The organism is Pseudomonas sp. MPR-R2A5 (assembly GCF_058793055.1).
The window spans coordinates 59,509-81,036 of record NZ_JBXAFK010000011.1 but is presented as its reverse complement, the minus strand read 5'-3'; the positions used below and the strand labels follow the sequence as shown (position 1 = coordinate 81,036).

Annotated in this window: 21 protein-coding genes, 1 tRNA gene and 1 pseudogene; 6 read left to right on the top strand and 17 right to left on the bottom strand. The window is 60.5% G+C overall.

Annotated elements, in window-relative coordinates; genetic code table 11:
- Positions 1-5 precede the first annotated feature (5 nt).
- The 3 genes from AC1Q6I_RS10970 to AC1Q6I_RS10960 all read right to left on the bottom strand — a co-directional run bounded on the left by AC1Q6I_RS10970 (position 6) and on the right by AC1Q6I_RS10960 (position 1,249).
- Positions 6-389 carry a DUF3742 family protein gene (locus tag AC1Q6I_RS10970; RefSeq protein WP_102623942.1) on the bottom strand — a complete coding sequence of 128 codons (384 nt, stop codon included), beginning with the start codon at positions 387-389 and terminating at the stop codon, positions 6-8.
- A 114-nt stretch (positions 390-503) separates the two neighbouring features.
- Positions 504-917: a putative toxin-antitoxin system toxin component, PIN family gene (locus tag AC1Q6I_RS10965; RefSeq protein WP_102623943.1), complete on the bottom strand. Its 414-nt coding sequence runs from the start codon at positions 915-917 to the stop codon at positions 504-506.
- Positions 917-1,249 carry a type II toxin-antitoxin system Phd/YefM family antitoxin gene (locus AC1Q6I_RS10960; RefSeq protein WP_256581242.1) on the bottom strand — a complete coding sequence of 111 codons (333 nt, stop codon included), beginning with the start codon at positions 1,247-1,249 and terminating at the stop codon, positions 917-919. The genes AC1Q6I_RS10965 and AC1Q6I_RS10960 overlap by 1 nt, the downstream gene beginning before the upstream one ends.
- Before the next feature lie 473 nt (positions 1,250-1,722).
- Here AC1Q6I_RS10960 and AC1Q6I_RS10955 point away from each other — a divergent pair, with 473 nt between their 5' ends.
- Positions 1,723-2,190 (top strand): hypothetical protein, encoded by a 468-nt coding sequence (locus AC1Q6I_RS10955; protein WP_102623945.1) that lies wholly within the window; start codon positions 1,723-1,725, stop codon positions 2,188-2,190.
- A gap of 364 nt (positions 2,191-2,554) precedes the next feature.
- Positions 2,555-4,330, top strand: coding sequence for a MobH family relaxase (gene mobH, locus AC1Q6I_RS10950; protein WP_102623946.1), 1,776 nt, complete (start codon positions 2,555-2,557; stop codon positions 4,328-4,330).
- A 185-nt stretch (positions 4,331-4,515) separates the two neighbouring features.
- On the opposite strand, the gene AC1Q6I_RS10945 is transcribed toward mobH, so the two are convergent.
- Positions 4,516-4,710, bottom strand: coding sequence for a DUF7740 domain-containing protein (locus tag AC1Q6I_RS10945; protein WP_102623947.1), 195 nt, complete (start codon positions 4,708-4,710; stop codon positions 4,516-4,518).
- Between the two features lie 102 nt (positions 4,711-4,812).
- The gene (locus AC1Q6I_RS10940) at positions 4,813-5,061 is read right to left on the bottom strand and encodes a helix-turn-helix domain-containing protein (protein WP_492618398.1); all 249 of its coding nucleotides are present in this window, start codon (positions 5,059-5,061) and stop codon (positions 4,813-4,815) included.
- Between the two features lie 184 nt (positions 5,062-5,245).
- Between AC1Q6I_RS10940 and AC1Q6I_RS10935 the strand changes: the two genes are divergently transcribed.
- On the top strand, positions 5,246-5,869 hold the full coding sequence (locus AC1Q6I_RS10935; protein WP_102623949.1) for a LysR family substrate-binding domain-containing protein: 624 nt from the start codon (positions 5,246-5,248) through the stop codon (positions 5,867-5,869).
- A gap of 186 nt (positions 5,870-6,055) precedes the next feature.
- Positions 6,056-6,576, top strand: a pseudogene (locus AC1Q6I_RS10930) (translesion DNA synthesis-associated protein ImuA).
- Positions 6,577-6,712: 136 nt separating this feature from the next.
- Here the strand turns inward: AC1Q6I_RS10930 and AC1Q6I_RS10925 are convergent.
- From AC1Q6I_RS10925 to AC1Q6I_RS10900, 6 genes are all read right to left on the bottom strand, one after another.
- Positions 6,713-8,518 (bottom strand): tyrosine-type recombinase/integrase, encoded by a 1,806-nt coding sequence (locus AC1Q6I_RS10925; RefSeq protein ID WP_102623950.1) that lies wholly within the window; start codon positions 8,516-8,518, stop codon positions 6,713-6,715.
- Positions 8,519-8,743: 225 nt separating this feature from the next.
- A tRNA-Gly gene (locus tag AC1Q6I_RS10920) sits at positions 8,744-8,819 on the bottom strand.
- A 63-nt stretch (positions 8,820-8,882) separates the two neighbouring features.
- On the bottom strand, positions 8,883-9,443 hold the full coding sequence (gene pgsA, locus AC1Q6I_RS10915) for a CDP-diacylglycerol--glycerol-3-phosphate 3-phosphatidyltransferase (RefSeq protein WP_012723427.1): 561 nt from the start codon (positions 9,441-9,443) through the stop codon (positions 8,883-8,885).
- A gap of 32 nt (positions 9,444-9,475) precedes the next feature.
- Positions 9,476-11,299, bottom strand: coding sequence for an excinuclease ABC subunit UvrC (uvrC, locus tag AC1Q6I_RS10910; RefSeq protein ID WP_024074542.1), 1,824 nt, complete (start codon positions 11,297-11,299; stop codon positions 9,476-9,478).
- Position 11,300: 1 nt separating this feature from the next.
- The gene (gacA, locus tag AC1Q6I_RS10905; RefSeq protein WP_003190387.1) at positions 11,301-11,942 is read right to left on the bottom strand and encodes a response regulator transcription factor GacA; all 642 of its coding nucleotides are present in this window, start codon (positions 11,940-11,942) and stop codon (positions 11,301-11,303) included.
- Between the two features lie 159 nt (positions 11,943-12,101).
- On the bottom strand, positions 12,102-12,458 hold the full coding sequence (locus tag AC1Q6I_RS10900) for a helix-turn-helix domain-containing protein (RefSeq protein ID WP_024074541.1): 357 nt from the start codon (positions 12,456-12,458) through the stop codon (positions 12,102-12,104).
- A gap of 83 nt (positions 12,459-12,541) precedes the next feature.
- Between AC1Q6I_RS10900 and AC1Q6I_RS10895 the strand changes: the two genes are divergently transcribed.
- Positions 12,542-12,781, top strand: a complete 240-nt coding sequence (locus AC1Q6I_RS10895) for a DNA-binding protein (protein ID WP_024074540.1) — start codon at positions 12,542-12,544, stop codon at positions 12,779-12,781.
- Positions 12,782-12,816: 35 nt separating this feature from the next.
- Here the strand turns inward: AC1Q6I_RS10895 and AC1Q6I_RS10890 are convergent, their stop codons facing one another.
- Together AC1Q6I_RS10890 and AC1Q6I_RS10885 are read right to left on the bottom strand one after the other, a co-directional pair.
- Positions 12,817-13,257, bottom strand: coding sequence for a GNAT family N-acetyltransferase (locus AC1Q6I_RS10890; protein ID WP_024074539.1), 441 nt, complete (start codon positions 13,255-13,257; stop codon positions 12,817-12,819).
- A 19-nt stretch (positions 13,258-13,276) separates the two neighbouring features.
- Positions 13,277-14,023 (bottom strand): carbon-nitrogen hydrolase family protein, encoded by a 747-nt coding sequence (locus AC1Q6I_RS10885; RefSeq protein WP_069076226.1) that lies wholly within the window; start codon positions 14,021-14,023, stop codon positions 13,277-13,279.
- 621 nt (positions 14,024-14,644) lie between these two features.
- Here AC1Q6I_RS10885 and AC1Q6I_RS10880 point away from each other — a divergent pair.
- Entirely contained in the window at positions 14,645-15,736 is a 1,092-nt protein-coding gene (locus AC1Q6I_RS10880; RefSeq protein WP_102623951.1) for a 3-deoxy-7-phosphoheptulonate synthase, read from the top strand.
- A 51-nt stretch (positions 15,737-15,787) separates the two neighbouring features.
- Here AC1Q6I_RS10880 and AC1Q6I_RS10875 read toward each other — a convergent pair whose 3' ends face one another.
- The 4 genes from AC1Q6I_RS10875 to AC1Q6I_RS10860 all read right to left on the bottom strand — a co-directional run bounded on the left by AC1Q6I_RS10875 (position 15,788) and on the right by AC1Q6I_RS10860 (position 21,509).
- The gene (locus AC1Q6I_RS10875) at positions 15,788-16,489 is read right to left on the bottom strand and encodes an NAD(P)H-dependent oxidoreductase (protein WP_102623952.1); all 702 of its coding nucleotides are present in this window, start codon (positions 16,487-16,489) and stop codon (positions 15,788-15,790) included.
- A gap of 135 nt (positions 16,490-16,624) precedes the next feature.
- Positions 16,625-18,232 (bottom strand): 5-guanidino-2-oxopentanoate decarboxylase, encoded by a 1,608-nt coding sequence (locus AC1Q6I_RS10870; protein WP_102623953.1) that lies wholly within the window; start codon positions 18,230-18,232, stop codon positions 16,625-16,627.
- Positions 18,222-20,330: an acetate--CoA ligase family protein gene (locus AC1Q6I_RS10865; RefSeq protein WP_102623954.1), complete on the bottom strand. Its 2,109-nt coding sequence runs from the start codon at positions 20,328-20,330 to the stop codon at positions 18,222-18,224. Before AC1Q6I_RS10865 ends, AC1Q6I_RS10870 begins: the two co-directional genes overlap by 11 nt.
- A gap of 18 nt (positions 20,331-20,348) precedes the next feature.
- The gene (locus AC1Q6I_RS10860; protein ID WP_069076231.1) at positions 20,349-21,509 is read right to left on the bottom strand and encodes an acyl-CoA dehydrogenase family protein; all 1,161 of its coding nucleotides are present in this window, start codon (positions 21,507-21,509) and stop codon (positions 20,349-20,351) included.
- Between the last annotated feature and the right edge of the window lie 19 nt (positions 21,510-21,528).

Below are 21,528 nucleotides of genomic sequence, written 5' to 3'. Positions count from 1 at the left end.
TGATGTCAGTCATCGTCATACTGCGGGTCTGCATAACGCGAATCGGGAGCATCGTTGTAAAGAGCCGGGTGGTAGCCAGGATTGTTCTTGTGTTCAGCCTGCTCACCGACCGCCCATTCTTCCGACTCATCATGATCGGAATCGCGGATCATCCATGCCGCAGCCACTGCAAACACAAGCACCAGCGCCAACCAGAACGCGACGTACAGCAGCACACCGAGCACCATCAGTTTGACGATCCAGAGCAAGGCGGTAGCACCACCTGCAGGTACACCGTGCTCTACGAGCCAAGCATTCACCCTCTGCTCCTGACGCAGGTATCCCCGCCACAGCCGACCCAGCATTTGGCCCAGGCGATCCGCAGATGAAGTCTGTGCAGAAGGTTTCATGGTTGTTACCTCATGGTCATCCTGTCGTGTTCTCTCAATATCGGTTCTGTCGTGCTTTTGATTGAATCTCGCATGGTTATTCAAGCAAAACTTGAACTTCTGCACCTGATCTAATCAGACACCGTGACGCACCCAAAACTCCGCAGGAGTTACGATGGGATACCGATTTGCCAGCGCCAGCAAGTCCTTGTCACCGGTAATCAGATAATCGGCCTTTGCCGCCACCAGCGTGAGCAATACGGGCTGGTCAGCCGGATCGCGCAGGTCTGCCGCTTGTGCGCCCATGGGTTCGACAATATCAGCCAGGAACATGAGGCTATCGACCAGATCGCGGATCTCCACGGGTGTCATGCCGATCCTGGGCAGGCGCGGCAACACTCGGGCCAGCTCGTCAAGAATGTAGTGCGATAGCGCGACGTCCAGGCCGCCTTGACGCCAGGCCGCTACAATGCGCCCCGGCACGCTGCCCGGATACGCCAGGCCCGACACCAGCACGTTGGTATCGAGCACGACGCGCAGCCCCGCCATCAGCCCTTCCGCTCGGCCGCAACCGCAGCCTCGATCTCGGCCAGGCCCTCTTCGACCGGTACGCTGGCGTAAGCCTCGCTGATCCGGCAGTTCAACGCATCGAAGCGCTCTTGCATGCGTCGGATCCGGGCGAACAACTCGGCATCCACAAGGGCCGCAACCGGTTTACCGTCCTTGTTGATGACGATGCTGTCGTTGCGGTACTGCACCTGGTTAAGCATCTCGCCCAGGTTCTGCCGGAAGCTCACGGCGCTGACTTCGGTGATCATCACACACCTCAAACCATAATGGTCAACATGACCGACATGGTCATTATGGTTAGAATTCATCATTGCGTCCATCCTGCTCGTCCATCGGAGGCTCCCAAGGTAGGGATGGAACAGCCTTCCTTCCCTAGACAATCCGAACTGGGCCACCTCGCATTGACTGTTGCAGCCTAGTTCCGAGTCGCTGCCCGGTATCCGAGCGCTTCTGGAATCCGGCGCAGCTGCGTGACCTATTGATGGATCACCGCACCCTCTCGGCATGCTCTGATGGCCCCGCAGTTCAGTTCGCTCGCCGCGAGCCTTTCGCCGCTTTCCCAGCGGTGCCCTGCAGCGGCTTCATCCGGCGCCATCCCGCGTAGCTGCGCCCCGCCCAAGCGGGTTTCCGGAATCGTTGTACTCCCCAGTGGGGCATTCGTGCCCCTCCGGCCCGGATGTCCCGTTTCGTCAAACCGGAGCATCCGTCTTTATCAACCCGATCCTTCCGGGCGGCCATGTCCGCTCGTCCCTGACGGCTGCTCCCCGTACCAGGAGCATCAACCATGGGTATGGACGTTTTCGGACAGTCCCCTATCTCTGAACGCGGCGAATACTTCCGCAACAATATCTGGTGGTGGCATCCCTTGTGGGAATATTGCGAGCGTCTCGCCCCGGATCTCATCCCAAGCGACAACCTTGGCCACTCCAACGATGGCTGGGGTCTCGACGGACCGGCCTCAGTCGAACTAGCCAACCGACTCGCCGCGGCGCTGGCGACCGGTGAAGTGGCGCAGTACGCAAACGACTACGCGGGGTTCCTCGCAGCGCTTCCCGACGAGCCCTGCACCATCTGCGCAGGCACAGGCAAGCGCGCCGAACCGCCGCACACCGGTGCCGGTACTCTGCCGTGCAACGGCTGCGAAAGCAGTGGCCGCCGGCCGCACTTCGCGACGCACTACCCGTTCTCGACCGAGAACGTACGCGAGTTCGAAGCGTTCCTTCGGGATTGCGGAGGATTCAACATCCATTGAGATGTAACTACTTGAGCCGCGCATCGCGCGGCTCTTTTCTTTCGACGGATCACATCCAGCCGCAGGGCTCGAACGACAGGGCACCATCGCCATACCGGCTTCAGTCACCTCAGCCCCAAGAGTGCTTTGGTTCCGCGATCCTCGGTATACAGACGACCCTATAACCGACCTACTACAAAGGTTAGCGTCGGATACCGGCACCAAAATGGAATACTCCCATTGCGCATTAAAGCTCGCTACGAATTGCAGGTACCCGCTATATCAAAGGATTCCGGCAAGGGGGCAAGGGAATGGGAACCAAGGGAAACGGGCCTACCCTGAAAAAGGAAAAGGCTATCGCCCGCCGCAACTCCAGGTGCCATCGATGCTCGCGCTGTTCCAACGCAAACGCCCGCCACCAACAGCTTCTCCCCCCTCAACCGGAGACAAGGGCAAAGGGCTGATGCGGCCGGAATCGGCCACCTTTCTGCTGTCCACACCGCGCCGGCAGAAGCTGCTGGAACACATCTGGCAGCGCACCTCGCTCTCACGCAAGCATTTCGTCTCGCTCTACCTGGCTCCGTTGCAGCGCTATGCCGAGCTGGTTCAGCAGTTTCCTGCCTCGGAAGCTCATCATCATGCGTATCCAGGAGGGATGCTGGATCACGGCCTTGAAATCGTCGCGTATGCGCTCAAGCTGCGGCAGTCGTACCTGCTGCCCACCGGCACCACACCCGAAGACCAAGTCGTGCAAGCAGAAGCCTGGACCGCCGCCACCGCATACGCCGCGCTACTGCACGACATCGGCAAGATCGCCGTCGATCTGCACATCGAACATGCCAACGGCAGCGTTTGGCACCCTTGGCACGGCCCTCTGGCTCACTCCTACCGATTCCGCTACCGCCAGGATCGCGAGTACCGCCTGCACAGCGCGGCCACGGGCTTGCTGTATCGACAGGTACTCGATGGCGAGATTCTCGACTGGCTCAGCACCTTTCCTCCGCTCTGGTCCGCACTGCTGTACGTCCTGGCAGGCCAGTACGAACACGCAGGTGTCCTCGGCGAGCTGGTGATTCAGGCCGACCGTGCCTCGGTCGCCCAAGCACTTGGCGGCGATCCAGCACGCGCTATGGCGGCCCCGAAACATGCGCTGCAGCGCAAGCTGCTCGATGGCCTGCGCTACCTGCTGAAAGAAGAACTGAAACTCAACCAGCCCCAAGCGTCGGACGGCTGGCTGACGCAGGATTCTCTGTGGCTGGTTAGCAAGACAGTTTCGGACAAACTGCGCGCGCATCTGTTAGCACAAGGCATCGACGGCATCCCCGCGAACAACTCTGCTGTGTTCAACGTGCTGCAAGACCACGGCATGCTCCAGCCCACCACTGACGGCAAGGCGATCTGGAGGGCGACAATCACCAGCGAGGCCGGTTGGTCGCACACGCTCACTCTGCTGCGGCTGGCCCCAGCCATTATCTGGGAAGGAGGCGATCGGCCAGAGCCGTTCACCGGCACCGTCGTGATAGAGGTGGACGCACCTGCAGAACCATCCACCGATAGCAGTGACGCCTCACCGGCAGTGAACGCCGCGTCCGCTGCCGATAGCGTCGACGCCCTGCTGACACTGCTCGGCACCTCTGATACCGAACCGCCCCCTCAGGGGCAGGAGGTTGAACCGCCACCAGCAACCGGAGCCGATGAACCGCCGGCACCTTCTCAAGAGAACGATTCAGCTCTGCCTCCAGCCCCTGTACTTCCGATCACCGAGAACGGCGGATCACCTTCCGGCGAACACTTCATGGCTTGGCTGCAGCAACGTGTACAGAGCCGCAAACTCATCATCAATGACGCCAAGGCCCTGGTGCATACCGTATCTGGCACAGCCTTTCTGGTCAGCCCCGGTGTGTTCCAGCGCTACGCACAAGAACACCCACAAACTGCTGCACTCGCCAAGCAGGAACAGGTCGCCGATTGGCAGTGGATACAGAAGCGAGTGGAGAAACTGCAACTGCACCGCAAACAGGACAATGGACTGAACATCTGGACGTGTGAGGTGACGGGGCCACGCAAGTCGCGGCGGTTACATGGCTACCTACTGGCAGACCCGCGGCACCTGTTTGAGGAAATACCGCCCAACAACCCATATCTACAGCTTCGCTGCTGAGATCTGAATAGCAGTAGGCCCCCTACCTGCGAACTGTAATGCGTTGCTGCCTGCTGCCTAGCGAAGGAATGTCTCCCTCTCGCCGCCTCAGTTTCCAGCCGGTCTTGGCAGCGACTTTCTCAACGACCTGGTCCCAGAAAGAGGCCGGCGTCGAAGAAGCATCAGAGCCATACAGTGAGGAGAGGTCAAAGCTCTAACTCACGCGCCAGAAAAGCCACCAACTCGAGCGGACTCCGACTCTCGACCACCTTGTAAAGCAGGTCGCGTTTGCTGCGCGGCAACAATTTCACACAACGCTTCGCCGTCGCCCTGACTGCGGCATCGGTTCCATGTATGCGCGCCGACAACAACAGCGCAAGCGTGGCATCAGAGAGAGTCATGAAAGGATCTAAGGCAAATAACGCCTGCAGTTTACTGCCACCATCACCATCGCGGCACTACGGAAGCCCCTGAAGCAGAGCCACAAACAGAGTTCAGATCTTCTAGGTCAATTGTCCGGGCGCAGAATCTGAATCAACCTGCTGCCGTAATTGCTTCAGATTGCTCTCAGTATCGGCCACAAGTTGGGCAGCACTGCAGTGGAGCGCCTCGGCGATCCGCAAGATAACTACCAGGGTCGGCAAGTGTTCACCACGTTCGATCTTTCCCATGTGGGAACGCTCGATATCTGCCAGGTTGGCCAGCGTTTCCTGAGCAATCGCTCTTTCCTTACGTAGCGCACGAACAGCCATGCCGAATGCCCTTGCTGGCTCAGCTTCGTAGGTTCTTGCACCCTTGGGTCGGCCAGGCCGAACTGCTCGCTTCTGCATAATCAGCAGAAGCGTCTAGTAGCGCACCAATCTAAACCACGTTTAATTTAACTCATACTGCTATTATCGTGTTCCAAATGAATTTGCTTGCTCCGGGGAGTCAGTCGTGCTGAATAACCATGTGCCATTGCACATCTCAGTTGCTCCCAATGCGCTACTCGCCCCCCTTGGTACGCTACTAGCAAAGCAACGGGCAGAGGAACCTGAGACCCCTATCCGTGTTATCGAGACAACCGAGCAGGATCAGGAAAAGGGGCTGATAGAGAGCCGTTACGCACTGGGGTTCTCCACCGCCGCTCCCACGGAGAGCTCTCTTTGCTCTATGCCACTCTGGCGTGACGAACTAGCAGTCGCAGTGCCTCTCAGGTCGCCACTGCTGGCCTTCGCAGAGATTTCCCTAGAACAAGTCGTCAGGTATCCCCTGATTCTCCTGAGTCAAGGAATCGGTGAGGCGCCGGGCCTACTGATCGACTCGCTGCTGAATGCAGCAAAGACGCCCCCCACCATCGCCGAGCAGGTACATTCCTTTGAGCTAATGATGGCCCTGATTGCCGCTGGCTACGGTATCGGCATCTGCACAAAATCCCGTATCAGCGCATTTCACAGAATGGGCATTGTGACGCGGCCACTTACCGGCAAACCCTATTACATAACCACCTATCTGGTTCAGTCCTGTCGACCACGATCAAACGCCGTCGACCGCCTAATCCAGCGTGCCCGCGCAGTCTAGGTGCAGTGCTGAGAGAAAAGCCTTCCCCGGCTGTGGCCACATGTGGGGCGTCGTCAACGGAGTCACCCGCAAGTCTTCTTCCCAGTATCGCTCACCTGAACACGACATTCATTGCCTCAACTTGAGCGCAGTCCTGTGCCAAACTAAACACTGTATTTGAATACAGTGTTTGTGAACTCTACTCCCATGTCATCCGCGGTCGCCTTTGACCGCCTGTTCTACGCGCGCCAACTGTGGTGTGAACATGCTGGTGTCGCTTCGCCCAACAGCCAGCCGACTGGGCACACCATGCGGGACACAGCTCTGCCCGGCGGTGGCTGGCCGGCACCGACGAACGCGTGATGTTGGTCGCCCCATCCCTTACGCCCTAACCCCAGGCCTGGCTGGCAGCGGGCATCGACCTGCGCTACCTGACCATTGTTCAAGCGCAAGGTCGCGACATGCTGTACGCCGCCGAACAATGCCTGCGCTCGGGCAGTTGCGGCGCGGTGCTGTGCTGGCCATAACAGGGCCCTCCGCCGCCTGCAGGTCGCCGCCGAAACCGGCCAAACCCTGGCCTTCGCCTATCGCCCACTACGCGAGGCTCTGCCCCCTCACCGGCGGCTCTGCGCCTGGCGGTCGACGCCCAACCAACGCAACTGCGTGTGCTCAAGTGCTGCGGCGGCCTGGCTCCGGCGCGGTCGATCCCGGCAGCGGCATGGCACTGAGGTGGACATGCTCTGGGCCCGCACCCAATGGCATTGCCATGCGGCCGCGGGCAAACAAACAAGGTAGGCGAGGCGCGAGCCCTCGCCTCTCGCTACGTACCTAGCGACCTATGCAACGTCTTCAGTGGGAGATCTGTCAGTTGCCAGTATCGACACTGACCAATTGGATCATTTCATCGAGATTGCCGGAAACGACCGCTTCGATGACGGAACGACCTTCCAGACTCTCGCGTGGCTGCAACAGCACCCGATATAGCTGCCACGAATCTACATCCTCTACCTGCGGCAGGACAGCACGAACCAACGCCTGCTTGACCGGATCAAGCTGCCAATCGGGAATCCGCTGGCCTCGGTTGCCCATATTCAACGTCAGCAGCTTGCCGGCCTTGATCTCCCGATTGATCTGGTCACGGGATTTGCCTGCCAGCCTGGCGAACTGCACTACCGGCAGGTTGTGGGGTGCCTCATAGAGTTCGAGCATTTCCATTCGCTCGCGCTGGAAGTCCGAAACCACAACCTCCGCAGACGCCACTAGCCCAGGAACAGCCGGCACCGCCGACAGGCGTTTGGCCGATGTACTGATCACCGATGACACTACGATAGGCTCCGCATTAGATGCCATCGAATCCACGGCCGCGCCGTCACCAGCCAGCACCGGCATACCGTCAATACGAATGGACAAATGCGCGCTCGCGGCACTCACGTCACCCTGCTCCAGCAAATCGAGCCGATCAGCCCAGTCCTGAACCATCTTCCGACGAGGCTCCACGTAAAGGGCGTGGTTATAGGTGGCGCTTACTTTGTCAGGGTCTGCGTGCGAGAGCTGAGCATCCACCCAAGTCTTGAGGTAACCAATTTCGTTGAGGGCAGTGGAAATCGTGGCGCGAATCCCGTGACCGGTGAGTAGCCCCTCGTAGCCCATACGCTTGAGCGCTGCATTCAGCGTGTTTTCGCTGATGCGCTTCTTCAGATCACTGCGGTGAGCCAGCAGATAGCGCTGTGCGGGTTTGACCTGACCCAGCAGGTAGCGAACGATCTCGATCGCCTGAACAGATAAAGGCACGATGTAGGGCGGAATGTCCTGCAGTCGCTTTCCGCGCTTGCGCGCGCTGTCCTGCAGTTGCTTGACCACCTCGGCCGGAATGATCCACAGGCCGCGCTCAAGATCGAACTGACCCGGAGTCGCCTGACGCAATTCGCCGGTGCGCACCCCGGTCAGCAACAGCAGGCGGACGCCCAACTGCGTGGTGACCTTTCCCTCATAACAACGCAGCTTGCACAGCAGGTCGGGCAACTCTTCCAGCCGCAGGAACGGGTTGTTGACAACGGGGGGCACGGGCACAGCCACCACATCCAGATCTGATGCAGGGTTGCCCTCCAACCCTTCGACCTTCACCAGGGCATAGCGGAACAACTGCCTGAACCAAGTGCGCAACTTCTCGGCAGTCGTAAATGCCTTACGCCGCTCGATCCGGGCAATCACCTCCAGCAGATCAGCGCGTCGGACGTTGTAGATCGACATGGAACCCAGGGTGGGCAACACGTTCTTGTCGAAGATGCGCTGGATCTGCGAGAGCGTGCTCTGTCGCCCTTCCTTGAGTTCCAGCCTGCGGTGAGCAAGCCACTGCAGATATACCGCCTTGAAGCTGTACTCCGCCGCCAAGCACGCCGCCCGGAATTTCTGCTTTCGGTCGATCTTCGGATTGATGCCTTTCGCCAACAGAGCGCGGGCCTCATCGCGCAGCGCTCGCGCCTCCCGGAGACTGACCTCCGGATAGGTGCCCATGGACATCCGCTTCTGCTGGGCAACCCAGTAGTACCTGAAGTGCCAAGACTTGCCCCCCGTGGCGGAAATCGCCAGGGAAAGGCCATCGAAATCGGCGAGAGTATAGTCTTTGCCAGTTGTCCGAGCCTGCCGGACAGCGAGGTCTGTAAGTGCCATGGTCTAGTTCCTGAACTAGAGTCAGGGCTAGATGCTTGTCTCGCCGGAATCACTCCTCCAGTAACAATCCGGAAACCACATACCCCGTAAAGATGGACTTAAAAATGGACTTAAAAGTCCTGGCTGGGGGTGGTTTTCAGTGGATTTCACTGGAACGAAAAAAGGGCCTTGCGGCCCTCTTTTCAATGACTTACAGACTTCAGTGGACGTCTATAGATCATAATTTGGAGCGGGAAACGAGACTCGAACTCGCGACCCCGACCTTGGCAAGGTCGTGCTCTACCAACTGAGCTATTCCCGCGTCTTGGTGATGCGCATTCTATAGAATCCTCACCACCCGTCAACCCCTTGATTCAAAAAAGTTTTATTTCTTTTCAACGGTGGTACGCAGATGCGGCCAGGCAGCGCGTAAATACTGGAGCATGGACCACAACGTCAGGCCAGCGGCGATCAGGAGCAAGGCATAGCCCAGCAGCACCCAGAAGGTGAAATCCGACGGGTTGGCCAGCAGGATCACCAGTGCAAGCATCTGCGCGGCGGTTTTCCATTTGCCCATGTTCGAAACAGCCACATGGGCACGGGCACCAATTTCGGCCATCCATTCGCGCAGGGCCGAGACAACGATCTCGCGCCCGATGATTACGGCAGCCGGCAAGGTCAACCACAGGTTACCGTGCTCCTGCACCAGAAGGACCAAGGCCACGGCGACCATCAATTTGTCGGCCACCGGGTCGAGGAATGCGCCGAACGGCGTGCTCTGTTCCAGGCGGCGAGCCAGGTAGCCATCAAGCCAGTCGGTTGCGGCAGCAAAAGCAAATACCGAACTGGAGGCCATATAGCTCCACTCGTACGGCAAATAGAACAACAGAATGAAAATCGGAATAAGGAGAACGCGTAGAACGGTGATCAGATTAGGGATATTCATCGGCACAACTGGCTACGAGGTGAGAAGGCATTCTATTCGCTGTGCAGATTGGCATAAATCAACTCAGCGAGCTTTTTACTGATACCGGGAGCTTTGGCAATTTCGTCAATGCTGGCACGGGATAGCTCCTGCAAGCCACCAAAATGTTTAAGCAGATCGCGTCGGCGTGTCGGGCCAACCCCGGCAACCCCTTCCAGCGTTGAAGTTCGCCGGGTTTTACCGCGACGGGCACGATGGCCGGTAATGGCGAAACGATGCGCCTCGTCGCGGATCTGTTGGATCAGGTGCAGCGCGGGGGAGTCGCCCTTCAAGGTGAACTCATGGGCGGCATCATTCAAGTACAACGTCTCGAAACCAGCCTTGCGCGTGGTCCCCTTGGCCACGCCGAGCAGGATCAGGTCAGGCACCGCCAGTTCGTTAAGCACGTCACGGGCCATGGACAACTGGCCCTTGCCGCCATCGACCAGCAGGATATCGGGCAGTTTGCCCTCCCCGTCCTTCAACTTGCTGAAGCGGCGCGTGAGGGCCTGGTGCATCGCGGCGTAGTCGTCGCCAGCGGTGACGCCTTCGATGTTATAGCGCCGATAATCGGACTTGATCGGCCCCTCCGGCCCGAATACCACGCACGAGGCCACCGTCGCCTCGCCGCTGGAGTGGCTGATGTCATAGCACTCCAGGCGCTGGGGTGGCTCGTCCAGGTTGAGGACTTCGGCCAGGGCCTCGAAGCGTGCGGCCACGTGCTGTCGATTGGCCAGACGTGCCCCCAGGGCCTGCTCGGCATTGGTCACGGCCAGTTGCTGCCAGCGGGCACGGGTGCCGCGCACGCGGTGGCTGATGTCCAGCTCGCGACCACGCAGTTCGTGGATCGCCTCGATCAATGTGGGGAAATCTTCATGCACCACGTTGACGATCAATTCGGACGGCAAGTCGCGCTCGGGGCTGCTGACGTAGTACTGGCCAAGGAAGGCGGCCATGACTTCGGCCACCTCCTCGTCGATACCGGTCTGCGGGAAGAAGTTCTTGCTGCCCAGCACCCGCCCGCCACGCACGCTGATCAGGTGCACACAGGCGCCGCCCGGGTTGACGAAAGCCGCGACCACGTCGACGTCGCCGGTGCCGCCCTCCATGCTTTGCTGGTCCTGCACACGGCGCAACAGGGAGATCTGGTCACGCAGCTCGGCAGCGCGCTCGAAATCCAGGGTGCTGGCTGCCTGCTCCATGGCACCGGACAGTTCATCGGTCAGGGCATTGCTGCGACCTTCGAGGAACATCACCGAGTGACGTACATCTTCGGCGTACTCCGCCGGCTCCACCAGACCCACACAGGGCGCCTTGCAGCGTTTGATCTGGTATTGCAGGCACGGCCGCGTACGGTTCTTGTAGAAGCTGTCTTCGCACTGGCGCACGAAAAAGGTCTTCTGCAGCAGGCTCAGGCTTTCGCGGATGGCGCCGGCGCTGGGGTAAGGGCCGAAGTACTTGCCCTTCTGCTTCTTCGCGCCACGATGAATGCTCAAGCGTGGGAAGTTACCGTCGGATAAAAACACGTAGGGGTAGGATTTATCGTCGCGCAGCAGGATGTTGTAAGGCGGCCGCCACTCCTTGATCAGCGTCTGTTCCAGCAGCAGCGCTTCGGTTTCATTGGCCGTGATGGTCGTCTCGACCTGGGCGATGCGCGCCACCAGGGCGGCCGTCTTGGGCGCCAGGCCGCTCTTGCGAAAGTAGCTCGCCAGGCGGTTTTTCAGGTTCTTGGCTTTGCCGACATAGAGCAGGCGTGCCTCGCTGTCGAACATGCGGTACACGCCGGGGCGACCACTGCAGGTTGAGAGGAAGGCACTTGGATCAAACGGTGTGGTCATGTCAGGCGCTGGCGTCCACCATGCCGTGGCGGACCGCGAGCAGGGTCAATTCAACATCACTGCTGATGGCGAGCTTCTCGAAAATCCGATAGCGGTAGGTATTGACGGTCTTGGGCGACAAGCACAGCTTGTCGGAGATTGTCTGTACTTTCTGGCAACCGACAATCATCAAGGCGATCTGGATTTCCCGCTCCGACAGCGCATCGAATGGCGAGTCGCTGGTGGGCTGGAAAGATTTGATGGCCAACTGCTGGGCAATCTGTGGGCTGATATAACGCTGGCCTGCAAACACCAGGCGAATGGCTTGCACCATCTCTGCCAGGCCCGCACCCTTGGTCAGGTAACCCGCCGCCCCTGCCTGCAAGAGGCGGGTCGGAAACGGGTCTTCCTCACATACGGTCACCACTACAACCTTGATGTCCGGGTGACTGCGCAACAACTTGGTGGTGGCGCCAAGACCGCCAATCCCAGGCATCTTCACGTCCATCAACACCACATCGGGCTTCAATTCCCGAGCCTTGATCAGGGACTCCTCCCCCGATTCAGCCTGGCCGACTACTTGCAGGCCATCGATGTCAGCCAGCATTCGTGTAATGCCTGTACGAACGAGATCATGGTCATCGACTACTAGCACCCTAATCAAGCAGACACCTCGCGATATGGTCTTATAGGTTGCCGAGCACCTTAGCAAAAACCAAGGCACAGACCTAGTTGCAAGTGTCATATATATAGAGTTTAAACGCGCTGCGCCTGTTCCTCGGGTGAGGAACAGCGTTGTTTCCTGGGCAAAAGGTCAGGAACCCTAGGGCAGCGGCTTGAGTTTATCGTTCACTATCGATGAAAGCTCGGCCAAGGTTGAGGTCAAGCGCCGGATCGCATCCTGGTCCTCCTTGAACATTGCCCGGTAGTTGCCCAGGACTTTTTCTTCGAGATGACTCAGGTTATCCAGTTGCGTCGGAGTAGGAGTGCCCGTCAACACGTACAGGATGTCCACACCTCTCGCTGCCACGCGCGACAAGTAATCCGCTTTCGGTGCGCGCCCTCCGTTTTCATACTTGCCTTGGGCGTTGGCCTCTACGCCTCCTATCTCACCAAAAACTTTTTGCGACAGGCCAAGCCGCTCTCTTTCTTGCCTTAAACGCGAACCGATTCCACTCATTTGGATGTATGATCCTAAATTGGCACACCCCAAGAGGTGATACGTTCATCCCTTGGTTAAACAAATTTGAACGGTTTTGAACTATGCCCGGAATCCGCACCGCTGCACAAGCCAAGGCTTGGCTTGAACACCAAGGTAAATCAGTTCAAGCATTCGCCCGGGAACACGGCGTGGACCCGGCAACCACGTATCAAGTGCTCGCTGGGCGCAAAAAGGGACGGCGTGGAGAGGCCCACAAGGTGGCAGTGCTGCTGGGCATGAAAGAAGGGATTATCCTGGATGAACCTGAAGTCCAGCACAGCGATAGAGAAGTAGTTTCCTGAAGCCAGTATGCGCTAATTCAAGTGCAGTGCCTGTTTTAGTCGAGAGTCTGACAAAGACGCTCCATTTGCCAGAAGCACTCTTCATCCCGGACGACATTCAATCCGTGCCGGAGATAAAGCAACCTGGCAGGATTGGTCTTGAACACCGTCAGACGCAGCAGCCTCAAACCCAACGCGCGAGTCTTGAGGACCATCTGCTCCAACACCCAACTGCCCGCGCCTTGCCCGCGAAACGCCTCGACCAGGTGTAACTCGCGGATGAACAGCGCCTCATCGTCCCGGCTCAGGCTGATAAAACCTATCACGGCATCGTCGCGACAGATCAACCAGCTTTCTCGTCCCGCCCAGGCTGTATCGAAGCCTTCATTGGACCAGATGAAACCGAATTGCTCGTAGTAACGATTCATCGCTTCACGGGTGAGCGTACGTGCAAACAGCCGGTCCTGATCCGTCGCCTCGCGCAAGTGGAATGTCATACCGTCACGCCCTCCCTTTTCAGATCGCCACCTGCCGTCCGGTCCAGCGCCCAGCCTCGCGACGCGCAATGACCAGTGCTTCGCCAGTGCCGGACGCCGCAGCAACCAGGCCATCGGCAGCCCAGATGGCACTTTGCCCGGCAGAGGTCCAGCCGCCCGTTGGGCCCCCATGGTTGGCCATCACTACCAGCATACGGTGCTCAGCCGCGTACCCCTGCAACAGAGTGGTATCGGCAGCATAGCCAGCCTCGCTGATCAACACGCCGGCGGCATACACGTTTGCTCCCGATTGCGCGGCATTGCGCGGATGACTGGAGTGGGAGAAATCTGCGCACACCGCCAGCGCAATCCGATCGTCTCCCCACGCCAACGCTGCACCGCCCTGTCCCGCAATGAATGCCACCTCTTCGCCGGGATGCAGATGCTGCTTGGTGTAGACCCCCAAGGAGCCATCCGCCCCCAGCACCAGGGCACCGATCAACACGCCCGTGCCTGGAGCCAATCGGATCGGCATGCCCACCACCGCCGTCAACCGCAGCTCTCGCGCCATTTCCCGCAGGGGCGCCAGCCGTGCGTCTTCAGTCGCTATGGCCAATTCATCCGCCAGGGACGGTTCATACCCGGTCAATGACAGCTCTGGGAACACCAGCAATTGCACGCCATGGCCGGCTGCCGCCCGCATGAACGCCAGGTGCCGCTGAAGATTGGCCGGCACATCGCCCGCGATGGAAGTTGTTTGGGCTGCTGCAAGGGTCAAGGCAGTCATGGTCGCGTCCCCGCAATCATTATCGAAGTGCGACCAGCATATCGGCACTCCCCCCATAGTCGTAAGTACCTCCACGTAATAGAAATTACTGATTGAATCCAACCGCAAGCCTCTAGTAAGCTCCCCCCATCATTTGGAGACATACCATGTTGCAACTCACCCAAACCCAGGTTTGCCCTGCTTCCAGCGCCCCGCGCTCGGTCGTGGCTACCCGCGTTAACGGTTTGAGCGCACTGGTCAGCTTTTATTTTGGGTATTGGTTTAGCCACTGGCGCGCCTGATACCTGAAATCGGCGCCCACTACTCAAGGGGTCGCCTACCAGAGAAATCTAACCCCCGGTCGGCTCCCCGACCGGGGGTTTTGTTTTTTCAGGCCGCCACTTTTTTTGATTGATCAAGAACACTTAAAGGAATCACGTCATGAACTACGCCACTTATTACCGCTACGACACTTCCACTGCATGGCGATTTAGCAAGCTCCGCTCGGGACAGCCTGCCGCCTCCGATCGGTCACCTATTGGTGGCAAGCCAACTCACGTAGCCAATACGGCCAATTGTCGAACACCCCAGTAGGGCCAAGCGTGCGGGAACAGCCCGCCGCTTGCCCAGGAAGCCTTGAATATGAACTCCTCCGTCGCCGCTCTGCCCCTCTCTGCCCTGAACAGCGCCTTGACCAGCGCCAATGAAGCCCTGACCCAGCGCTTGCCCAGCGCGCTTGAGCTCAAGCACCAGTTGCCCCTCAGCCCGTTCCTCGACCAGCAGATCCACGCCCATCGCCAAGCCGTGCGTGCCATCCTCGATGGCGACGACTCTCGCTTGCTGGTGATTGTCGGCCCCTGCTCGATCCACGACCCGAAATCGGCCATGGAATACGCGCGCAACCTGAAGAGGCTGGCCCTGGATGTCAGCGACCAGATGCTGCTGGTGATCCGCGCCTACGTCGAAAAACCGCGCACCACTATCGGCTGGAAAGGCCTGGCCTACGATCCCCACCTGGATGGCAGCGACGACATGGCCGCTGGCCTGACCCTGTCCCGCGAGCTGATGCGCGAAATGCTGCGCCTGGGCCTGCCGGTTGCCACCGAGCTGCTGCAACCCATGGCCGCCGGCTACTTCGACGACCTGCTCAGTTGGGTCGCCATTGGCGCGCGCACCACCGAATCGCAGATCCACCGCGAAATGGCCAGCGGCCTGGGCCTGCCCGTGGGCTTCAAGAACGGTACCGACGGCGGCGTCGCGATTGCCTGTGACGCGATGCGCTCGGCCTCCCACCCGCATCGACACTTCGGCGTCGACAGCCAGGGCCACCCGGCGATCATCCAGACCTCGGGCAACCCCGACACCCATCTGGTGCTGCGCGGCGGTCACCGTGGGCCGAATTACGACGCGCAGAGTGTGGCCCAGGTGAAACTCGACCTGGCCAAGGCCAAGGTGGCCGCGCGGATCATGGTCGATTGCAGCCATGCCAACAGCGGCAAAGACCCGCTGCGTCAGCCGGCGGTGTTCAATGATGTGCTGGAGCAACGCCTGCAAGGGGACACCGCGCTGATCGGCATGATGCTGGAAAGTCATCTGTTCGAAGGCTGCCAGCCGTTGAGCACATCGATGAACTATGGCGTGTCGGTGACCGATGGTTGCCTGGGGTGGGATAGCACCGAGCAGTTGCTGCGCAATGCGGCAGAGCGTTTGCGGGAACACCGCGCAGCCCACTGACGGGCATCTGGGAGGGGACAGGCCCCCTCCCCCATTGAAGGGATGTTCGGTTCAGGACAGGGGGTGCAGCGCTTCGTCGAACTGCTCAAGTTTCGGGAACACCAGGGGCTGCTCATCCGCCAGCCCTTGCAGCCGCTGCTCGTACCCCATCAGAAAATCCTGCCGCGCTTGGGTGCTGATATACGGCACATGCCATGCCACAAACGGCGCCAGCACCTCAAACCCCACATACGCCAGCGTCCCGCGCAGAATCGGGCGCAACATATCCTCCAACGGACCATGGATCGCCCCCTCGCCGAACATATGCTCGCGCCCACCCAAGGTTACCGTGACCAGCGCCCGCTTGCCCGCCAGCCCACCCTGATCGTAAAAGCGCTTACCGCCGTAACACACCCCCGACACCAACACCCGGTCGATCCACCCCTTGAGCATCGCCGGTGCCGAGAACCAGAAGATCGGAAAATTAAGGATCAACAGATCAGCCCACAGCAACTTATCCAGCTCACCCTGGATATCCGCCGCTATCGACTGCTTTTTCACCCCCAGGCGCTGCTCCAGGGCGTACACCAGGTAGTCGGGATTCTCTCGGGTGGAAAAATCCGACGCCGATGCCACCGGGTTCCAGTTCATGGCATACAAATCGCTGACCTGCACCGCATGCCCCAGTCCTTGCAGCGTGGCGATGGCCTGGTCGCGCAGCGCGGCGGTAAACGACTGCGGCTCCGGATGGGCATGCACAATCAAAACTTTCATGTCAGTTCCTCAAGCAATAGGCGCCGCCCGTTGGGCCAGTCAAACCGCTCGGCCACAACGCTGGGTGTAAGGATGTCCCGTAGGTGCATGGCTTGAGTCATGTGGTGTTCGCCCATGGTCTTGCTCCTCTGACGGTCAACAGGCACAGGCATGTTTCAGCTCGATCAAGGTCACGCCATTGCGCTTGAAGCCATTGCGCAAGTCCGTTTGCAGTTCATCCAGGTTCTGTGGCTGGTTCACCGTGCAGCCGAATGCCTGGCCGAGCAGCGCGAAATTCGGATTGCGCGGCAGCACGCCGATAGGTTCGATCTCCAGGCTCAGCATGTCGTCGCGGATCTGGCCAAGGGCGTCGTTGTTCCACAGCAGTACCACCAGCGGGCTGTCCAGTTCCTCGACGGCGGTCGCCAGTTCCTGGGCGGTGTAGAGAAAACCGCCGTCGCCCACCAGCACCAACCCCGGGCGTTGCGGCGCGGCGAACTTGGCACCGATGCCCGCCGGCAGGCCATAGCCCAGCGTGCCGTAGCCAGTGGGGTGCAGCCAGCTGCGCGGCGCGCGGCTTTGGAAGGCATAGTTGCCGGTATAGGCCAGTTGGGTCATGTCGCTGCTGATGAAGGCGTTGACGGGCAACTCGGCGTGGATACGCTCGAAAATGGCCTGGTGGATCGACTGCAATGGACCGTGCCCCCGCGCTATTGCCTGCCGCAACGTCGCGACGTGTGCTGCCGCCGCGTCAGCGTCGCGCGGTGCAGACGGCAGGCGTTCCAGCAAGGCCCGTAAGGTCTGCTCGGCGTCGCCGTTAAGCGCCACCGCACAGGGGTAGACATCATTGAATTTGCGCGGGTCGATATCCACCCGCAGCAGCTCGCCCTTGAGCGGCAAACGCTCGCACCAATAATCGGTGTCGGCCATCTCGGTGCCGACTGCCAGCACCACATCCGCCTCGCTGATCAGTTGCCAGCCCGGCGCCACGCAAAGGGTCGCACCGGCATTCAACGGGTCATCGATCGGCAACAGGCCTTTACCCGCGACACTGGTGAAAAACGGTGCCGCCAGCACTGTGCTCAAGCGCCGCAACACCGCACCGGCCGCCAGCGCGCCACCGCCGGCAATGATCATCGGGCGCCTGGCCGCCGAGAGTTTCGCCGCCGCCTGATCCAGGCAGTGCGCCGCAGGCAGGCCGCGCCCGGGACGCCACACCACCTCATGGCTCCAGTCCCTTTGAATGGGCGCCGCCAACACATCCAGTGGTACCGAGATATGCACCGGCCGTGGCCGCTCACTGTCGAACACCGCATAGGCACGGGCGATCAATTCGGGCAAGTCCTCGGCACTCAAGGCCACCGCTGAAAACGCAGTGATCGGCGCGGTGATCGCCCGCTGGTCCTGGGTCTCATGCAAGCTGCCCCAGCCCTTGCCCAGGCTGGCGGTGTGGTTGACGCTGGAAATCACCAGCATCGGGATCGAGTCCGCGTAAGCCTGGCCGATGGCCGTTGCCGCATTGGTCACGCCGGGCCCGGTGATCACAAAGCACACCCCCGGCTTGCCGCTGACCCGCGCATAACCGTCGGCCATAAAGCCTGCGCCCTGTTCGTGGCGAGCCAACACGTGGCGAATGCCGCTGCCAGGCAACCCGCGATACAGCTCCAGGGTGTGCACGCCGGGAATGCCGAACACCGTGTCGACCGCATAGTGGGCCAGCAATCGCACCAGGGCTTGGCCGCCGGTCATCGTTTTATCGTGCATGCTCATCTCCTAAACGAATCAACGCATCGACCGCCGTGGCGCCCTGGGCATTGACCAGTAATGGGTTTACATCCAGTTCCAGCAATTGCCCGGCGTTGGCGCATGCGTAGTCGGCCACTGCACGGATGGCGGCGACCAACGCGTCCATATCCGCCACCTCGCGCCCGCGAAAGCCTTGCAGCAAGACAGCGCTGCGCAAGCTGAGCACAGCATGGCGGATCGCATCATCCGTGGTGGGCAGCAGCAGGCTGCGGCTGTCTTTGAGCAATTCCACCAGGACGCCCCCGGCGCCAATCACCAGGGCCAGGCCGAAGTCATTCTCGCGCTTGATGCCGACGATCAACTCGGCCAACGGCGGCGGCGCCATGGATTCCAGCAACAATTGATCGAAGACCACACCCGGTGCGTACGCGGCAATGTGCGCGCGCATCTGCTCAAGCGCAGTCGCCAGGGCCCCGCCGTTTTGCAGGTTAAGCGCCACGGCCCCGGCTTCGGTTTTATGCGGTAACTGAGCGCTGACCGCTTTGAGCACCAGCGGGTAGCCCAACACGCTCGCATCGGCCAGTGCCCGCCCCGGTGTACTCAACACCGCGGCCGGGGTGTTCAAGCCGAAAACCCGCAAGGCTTGCTTGGACGCCCACTCATCCAGCGCCAGGCCCTGGCCTTGCAAAGGGAGGGGGCACAGCGGAGCGAGGCGGGATTCGCCCCGCGCCAGCAAGATGCGTCGCTGATGTTGATACCCAGCGATCCGTCCCCAGGCTGCGAGTGCGTCCTCCACACCTTGCAACGCAGCAATGCCTTGGGCATGCAAACGCTCACGGGCATGGGGCGGCAGCAATTCGGGAAAAGCCGAAGTGACGAAACCGATCTTGCCGTGCCGACTGAGCGCATTGCAGAACAGCTCGAGCAACAGGTCGCATTCCTGGCGCTCACCGGTGAATTCAGCCGGGTAGTCCAGTACCAGCATCGCAGCATCGGCGTCGGTACGCAGGACTGTGTCGAGCATGCTGTTGAGTGCCGTGCTGTCGCCCCAGATGGCAGTGGTGAAGTCCAATGGGTTGACCAGGTTGGCGTAGCTGGGCAACACCTGCGCCAGTTCACCGCGCTGGTTTTCATCCAGTTTGGGCAAGGCCAGGCGGTTGCGCTCGGCATAGTCTGCGATCAGCCCGGCATCGCCCCCGGAACAGGCCAGCGCAATCAGGCGATGGCCGCCCGGTAGATTGCCGCACGCTGCCGCCTTCAACGTCTCGACAAAACTCACCGGGCCACTGACCCGGATCACGCCCAGCCGCGCAAACAGGCTGTCGTACAACACATCGGAGCCGGACAACGAACTGGTATGGCTCAACGCCAGCTCGGCACCGATCTGCGACACGCCGGTTTTCAACGCGATAATCGGAATACCCTTCTCCAGCGCCTTATGCGCGGCGCGGGCAAACCCCGGCACATTCTTCAAACCTTCCAGGTGCAGGCCGATGGCAGTAACGCGTGGTTCATCGAGCAACACATCCATCAGTTCGGCAACGCCCAGCTGCGCCTGGTTACCCACCGAAGCCATATAGGCCACCGGTAACGAGCGATCGCTCATCGACAGGTTATAGGCGAAGTTGCCGCTCTGGGTCAGCACCGCCACGCCCTTCTCGACGGCCTTGCCGCCATGGGCCACCGGCCACAGCGCCGAGCGGTGCAGGTAGTCGAGCAGGCCGTAGCAGTTGGGCCCCAGCAAGGCCATCTGCCCCGCCGCCGCCAGCAACTGCTGCTGTAACGCCGCGCCACTGGCACCGGTTTCGGCAAAGCCAGAGGCATAGCAGATGGCGCCGCCCGTGCCGATAGCCGCCAGCTCGGCGACGCAGGTCAACGTCAGCTCACGGTGGGTGGCGATAAATACCGCGTCCGGGCCGCACGGCAGGTCGGCGACGCGGCGCACACAGGGAATACCCTCGAGGTGGTCATGCTGCGGATTGACCAGCCACATCGGCCCGGTAAAGCCACCCTCGGCACAACGCTTGAGGGCACGCGCCATGCTGCGCCCGCCGACGAACGCCAGGTGCCGGGGCGCCAGCAGGCGCTTGAGATTGTCGCGAATAGCCTGGGACATGAGCGTTCTCCGCGCCGATCAACGCAACAGGGGCCGCAACAGTTCGCGGGCGATGATATGGCGCTGGATTTCCGAAGTGCCTTCCCAGATCCGTTCGATCCGCGCGTTGCGCCAGATACGCTCCACCGGGCCTTCATCCATCAAGCCCATGCCACCGAAAATCTGCACAGCTTCGTCAGCGACCTTACCCAGGGTTTCGCTGGCAAACAGCTTGGCCATGCCGGCCTCGCCGTCGGTCATGCTGCCCTGATCCATCTTCCAGGCGGTGTGCAGGGTCAGCAATTCGGCGGCGCGAATCTGTGTGGCCATGTCGGCCAACTTGAAACTCACCCCCTGATAGGTGCCGATGGGCTGGCCAAACTGTTTGCGGTCCGCCGCCCATTGCAGGGATACATCCAGCGCGCGCTGGGCCTGGCCGACGCAATTGGCGGCGACCATTACGCGGCCGGCGGTGAGCCAGGCGTTGGCCACGTCCCAGCCTTTGCCCACGTCGCCAAGCACCTTGGAGGCCGGGACCCGGCAGTCGTCGAAGAACATTTCATAGGTGTGGTAACCACGGTTGCTCACGCACTTGGGGCCCCGGCGAATGGTCATGCCTGGGGTACCCCGGTCCACCAGGAACGAAGTCACCGCATTGCGCTGGCGACCGTTGTGTTCATAAGTGTCGGTGACGGCAAACACAATGGCGAAGTCGGCATGGCCGGCATGGCTGATGAAGTGCTTGCTGCCATTGATCACGAAGTCATCGCCACTGCGCACGGCGCGGGTCTTGATGGCGTTGGCATCCGAGCCGGCACCCGGTTCGGTCAGGGCAAAGCAGTCGATTTTCTTGCCTTGCACGCATGGCAACAGGTAGTCGCCAATCTGCGCGCCGGTGCAAGCCATCAGGATCTTGGACGGGCGCGCGACAAACACATGCAGCGCCCACGAGACCTTGGACAACTCCCGCTCGATCAACGCCTGGGACAGGTAATCCAGGCCACCGCCCCCCACCTCTTCCGGCATGTTGAACGCGTAGAAACCCGCGGCGATGGCGGTGTCGCGAATCTGCGCGGCGAGTTCCGGGGGAACCGCGTCGGCACGGTCTACCGCCTCCTCGTGAGGCAATAACTCCCTGGCAACAAAACTGCGTACCGCGTCCACCAACATGTCTTGTTCTTGGCTGAGTTGGAAATTCATGGCGCTACCTGTTCGGGGT

Excerpts from the sequence above, each read along its gene's own strand:
- AC1Q6I_RS10940 (WP_492618398.1), bottom strand. The coding sequence starts at position 5,061 with ATGGCTGTTCGTGCGCTACGTAAGGAAAGAGCGATTGCTCAGGAAACG.
- AC1Q6I_RS10885 (WP_069076226.1), bottom strand. The coding sequence starts at position 14,023 with ATGACTGCCTTGACCCTTGCAGCAGCCCAAACAACTTCCATCGCGGGC.
- AC1Q6I_RS10955 (WP_102623945.1), top strand. The coding sequence starts at position 1,723 with ATGGGTATGGACGTTTTCGGACAGTCCCCTATCTCTGAACGCGGCGAA.
- pgsA (WP_012723427.1), bottom strand. The coding sequence starts at position 9,443 with ATGAATATCCCTAATCTGATCACCGTTCTACGCGTTCTCCTTATTCCG.
- AC1Q6I_RS10875 (WP_102623952.1), bottom strand. The coding sequence starts at position 16,489 with ATGAAAGTTTTGATTGTGCATGCCCATCCGGAGCCGCAGTCGTTTACC.
- AC1Q6I_RS10890 (WP_024074539.1), bottom strand. The coding sequence starts at position 13,257 with ATGACATTCCACTTGCGCGAGGCGACGGATCAGGACCGGCTGTTTGCA.
- AC1Q6I_RS10880 (WP_102623951.1), top strand. The coding sequence starts at position 14,645 with ATGAACTCCTCCGTCGCCGCTCTGCCCCTCTCTGCCCTGAACAGCGCC.
- AC1Q6I_RS10960 (WP_256581242.1), bottom strand. The coding sequence starts at position 1,249 with ATGATGAATTCTAACCATAATGACCATGTCGGTCATGTTGACCATTAT.
- mobH (WP_102623946.1), top strand. The coding sequence starts at position 2,555 with ATGCTCGCGCTGTTCCAACGCAAACGCCCGCCACCAACAGCTTCTCCC.
- AC1Q6I_RS10925 (WP_102623950.1), bottom strand. The coding sequence starts at position 8,518 with ATGGCACTTACAGACCTCGCTGTCCGGCAGGCTCGGACAACTGGCAAA.
- AC1Q6I_RS10900 (WP_024074541.1), bottom strand. The coding sequence starts at position 12,458 with ATGAGTGGAATCGGTTCGCGTTTAAGGCAAGAAAGAGAGCGGCTTGGC.
- AC1Q6I_RS10860 (WP_069076231.1), bottom strand. The coding sequence starts at position 21,509 with ATGAATTTCCAACTCAGCCAAGAACAAGACATGTTGGTGGACGCGGTA.
- AC1Q6I_RS10870 (WP_102623953.1), bottom strand. The coding sequence starts at position 18,232 with ATGCACGATAAAACGATGACCGGCGGCCAAGCCCTGGTGCGATTGCTG.
- AC1Q6I_RS10865 (WP_102623954.1), bottom strand. The coding sequence starts at position 20,330 with ATGTCCCAGGCTATTCGCGACAATCTCAAGCGCCTGCTGGCGCCCCGG.
- AC1Q6I_RS10970 (WP_102623942.1), bottom strand. The coding sequence starts at position 389 with ATGAAACCTTCTGCACAGACTTCATCTGCGGATCGCCTGGGCCAAATG.
- AC1Q6I_RS10965 (WP_102623943.1), bottom strand. The coding sequence starts at position 917 with ATGGCGGGGCTGCGCGTCGTGCTCGATACCAACGTGCTGGTGTCGGGC.
- uvrC (WP_024074542.1), bottom strand. The coding sequence starts at position 11,299 with ATGACCACACCGTTTGATCCAAGTGCCTTCCTCTCAACCTGCAGTGGT.
- AC1Q6I_RS10945 (WP_102623947.1), bottom strand. The coding sequence starts at position 4,710 with ATGACTCTCTCTGATGCCACGCTTGCGCTGTTGTTGTCGGCGCGCATA.
- AC1Q6I_RS10895 (WP_024074540.1), top strand. The coding sequence starts at position 12,542 with ATGCCCGGAATCCGCACCGCTGCACAAGCCAAGGCTTGGCTTGAACAC.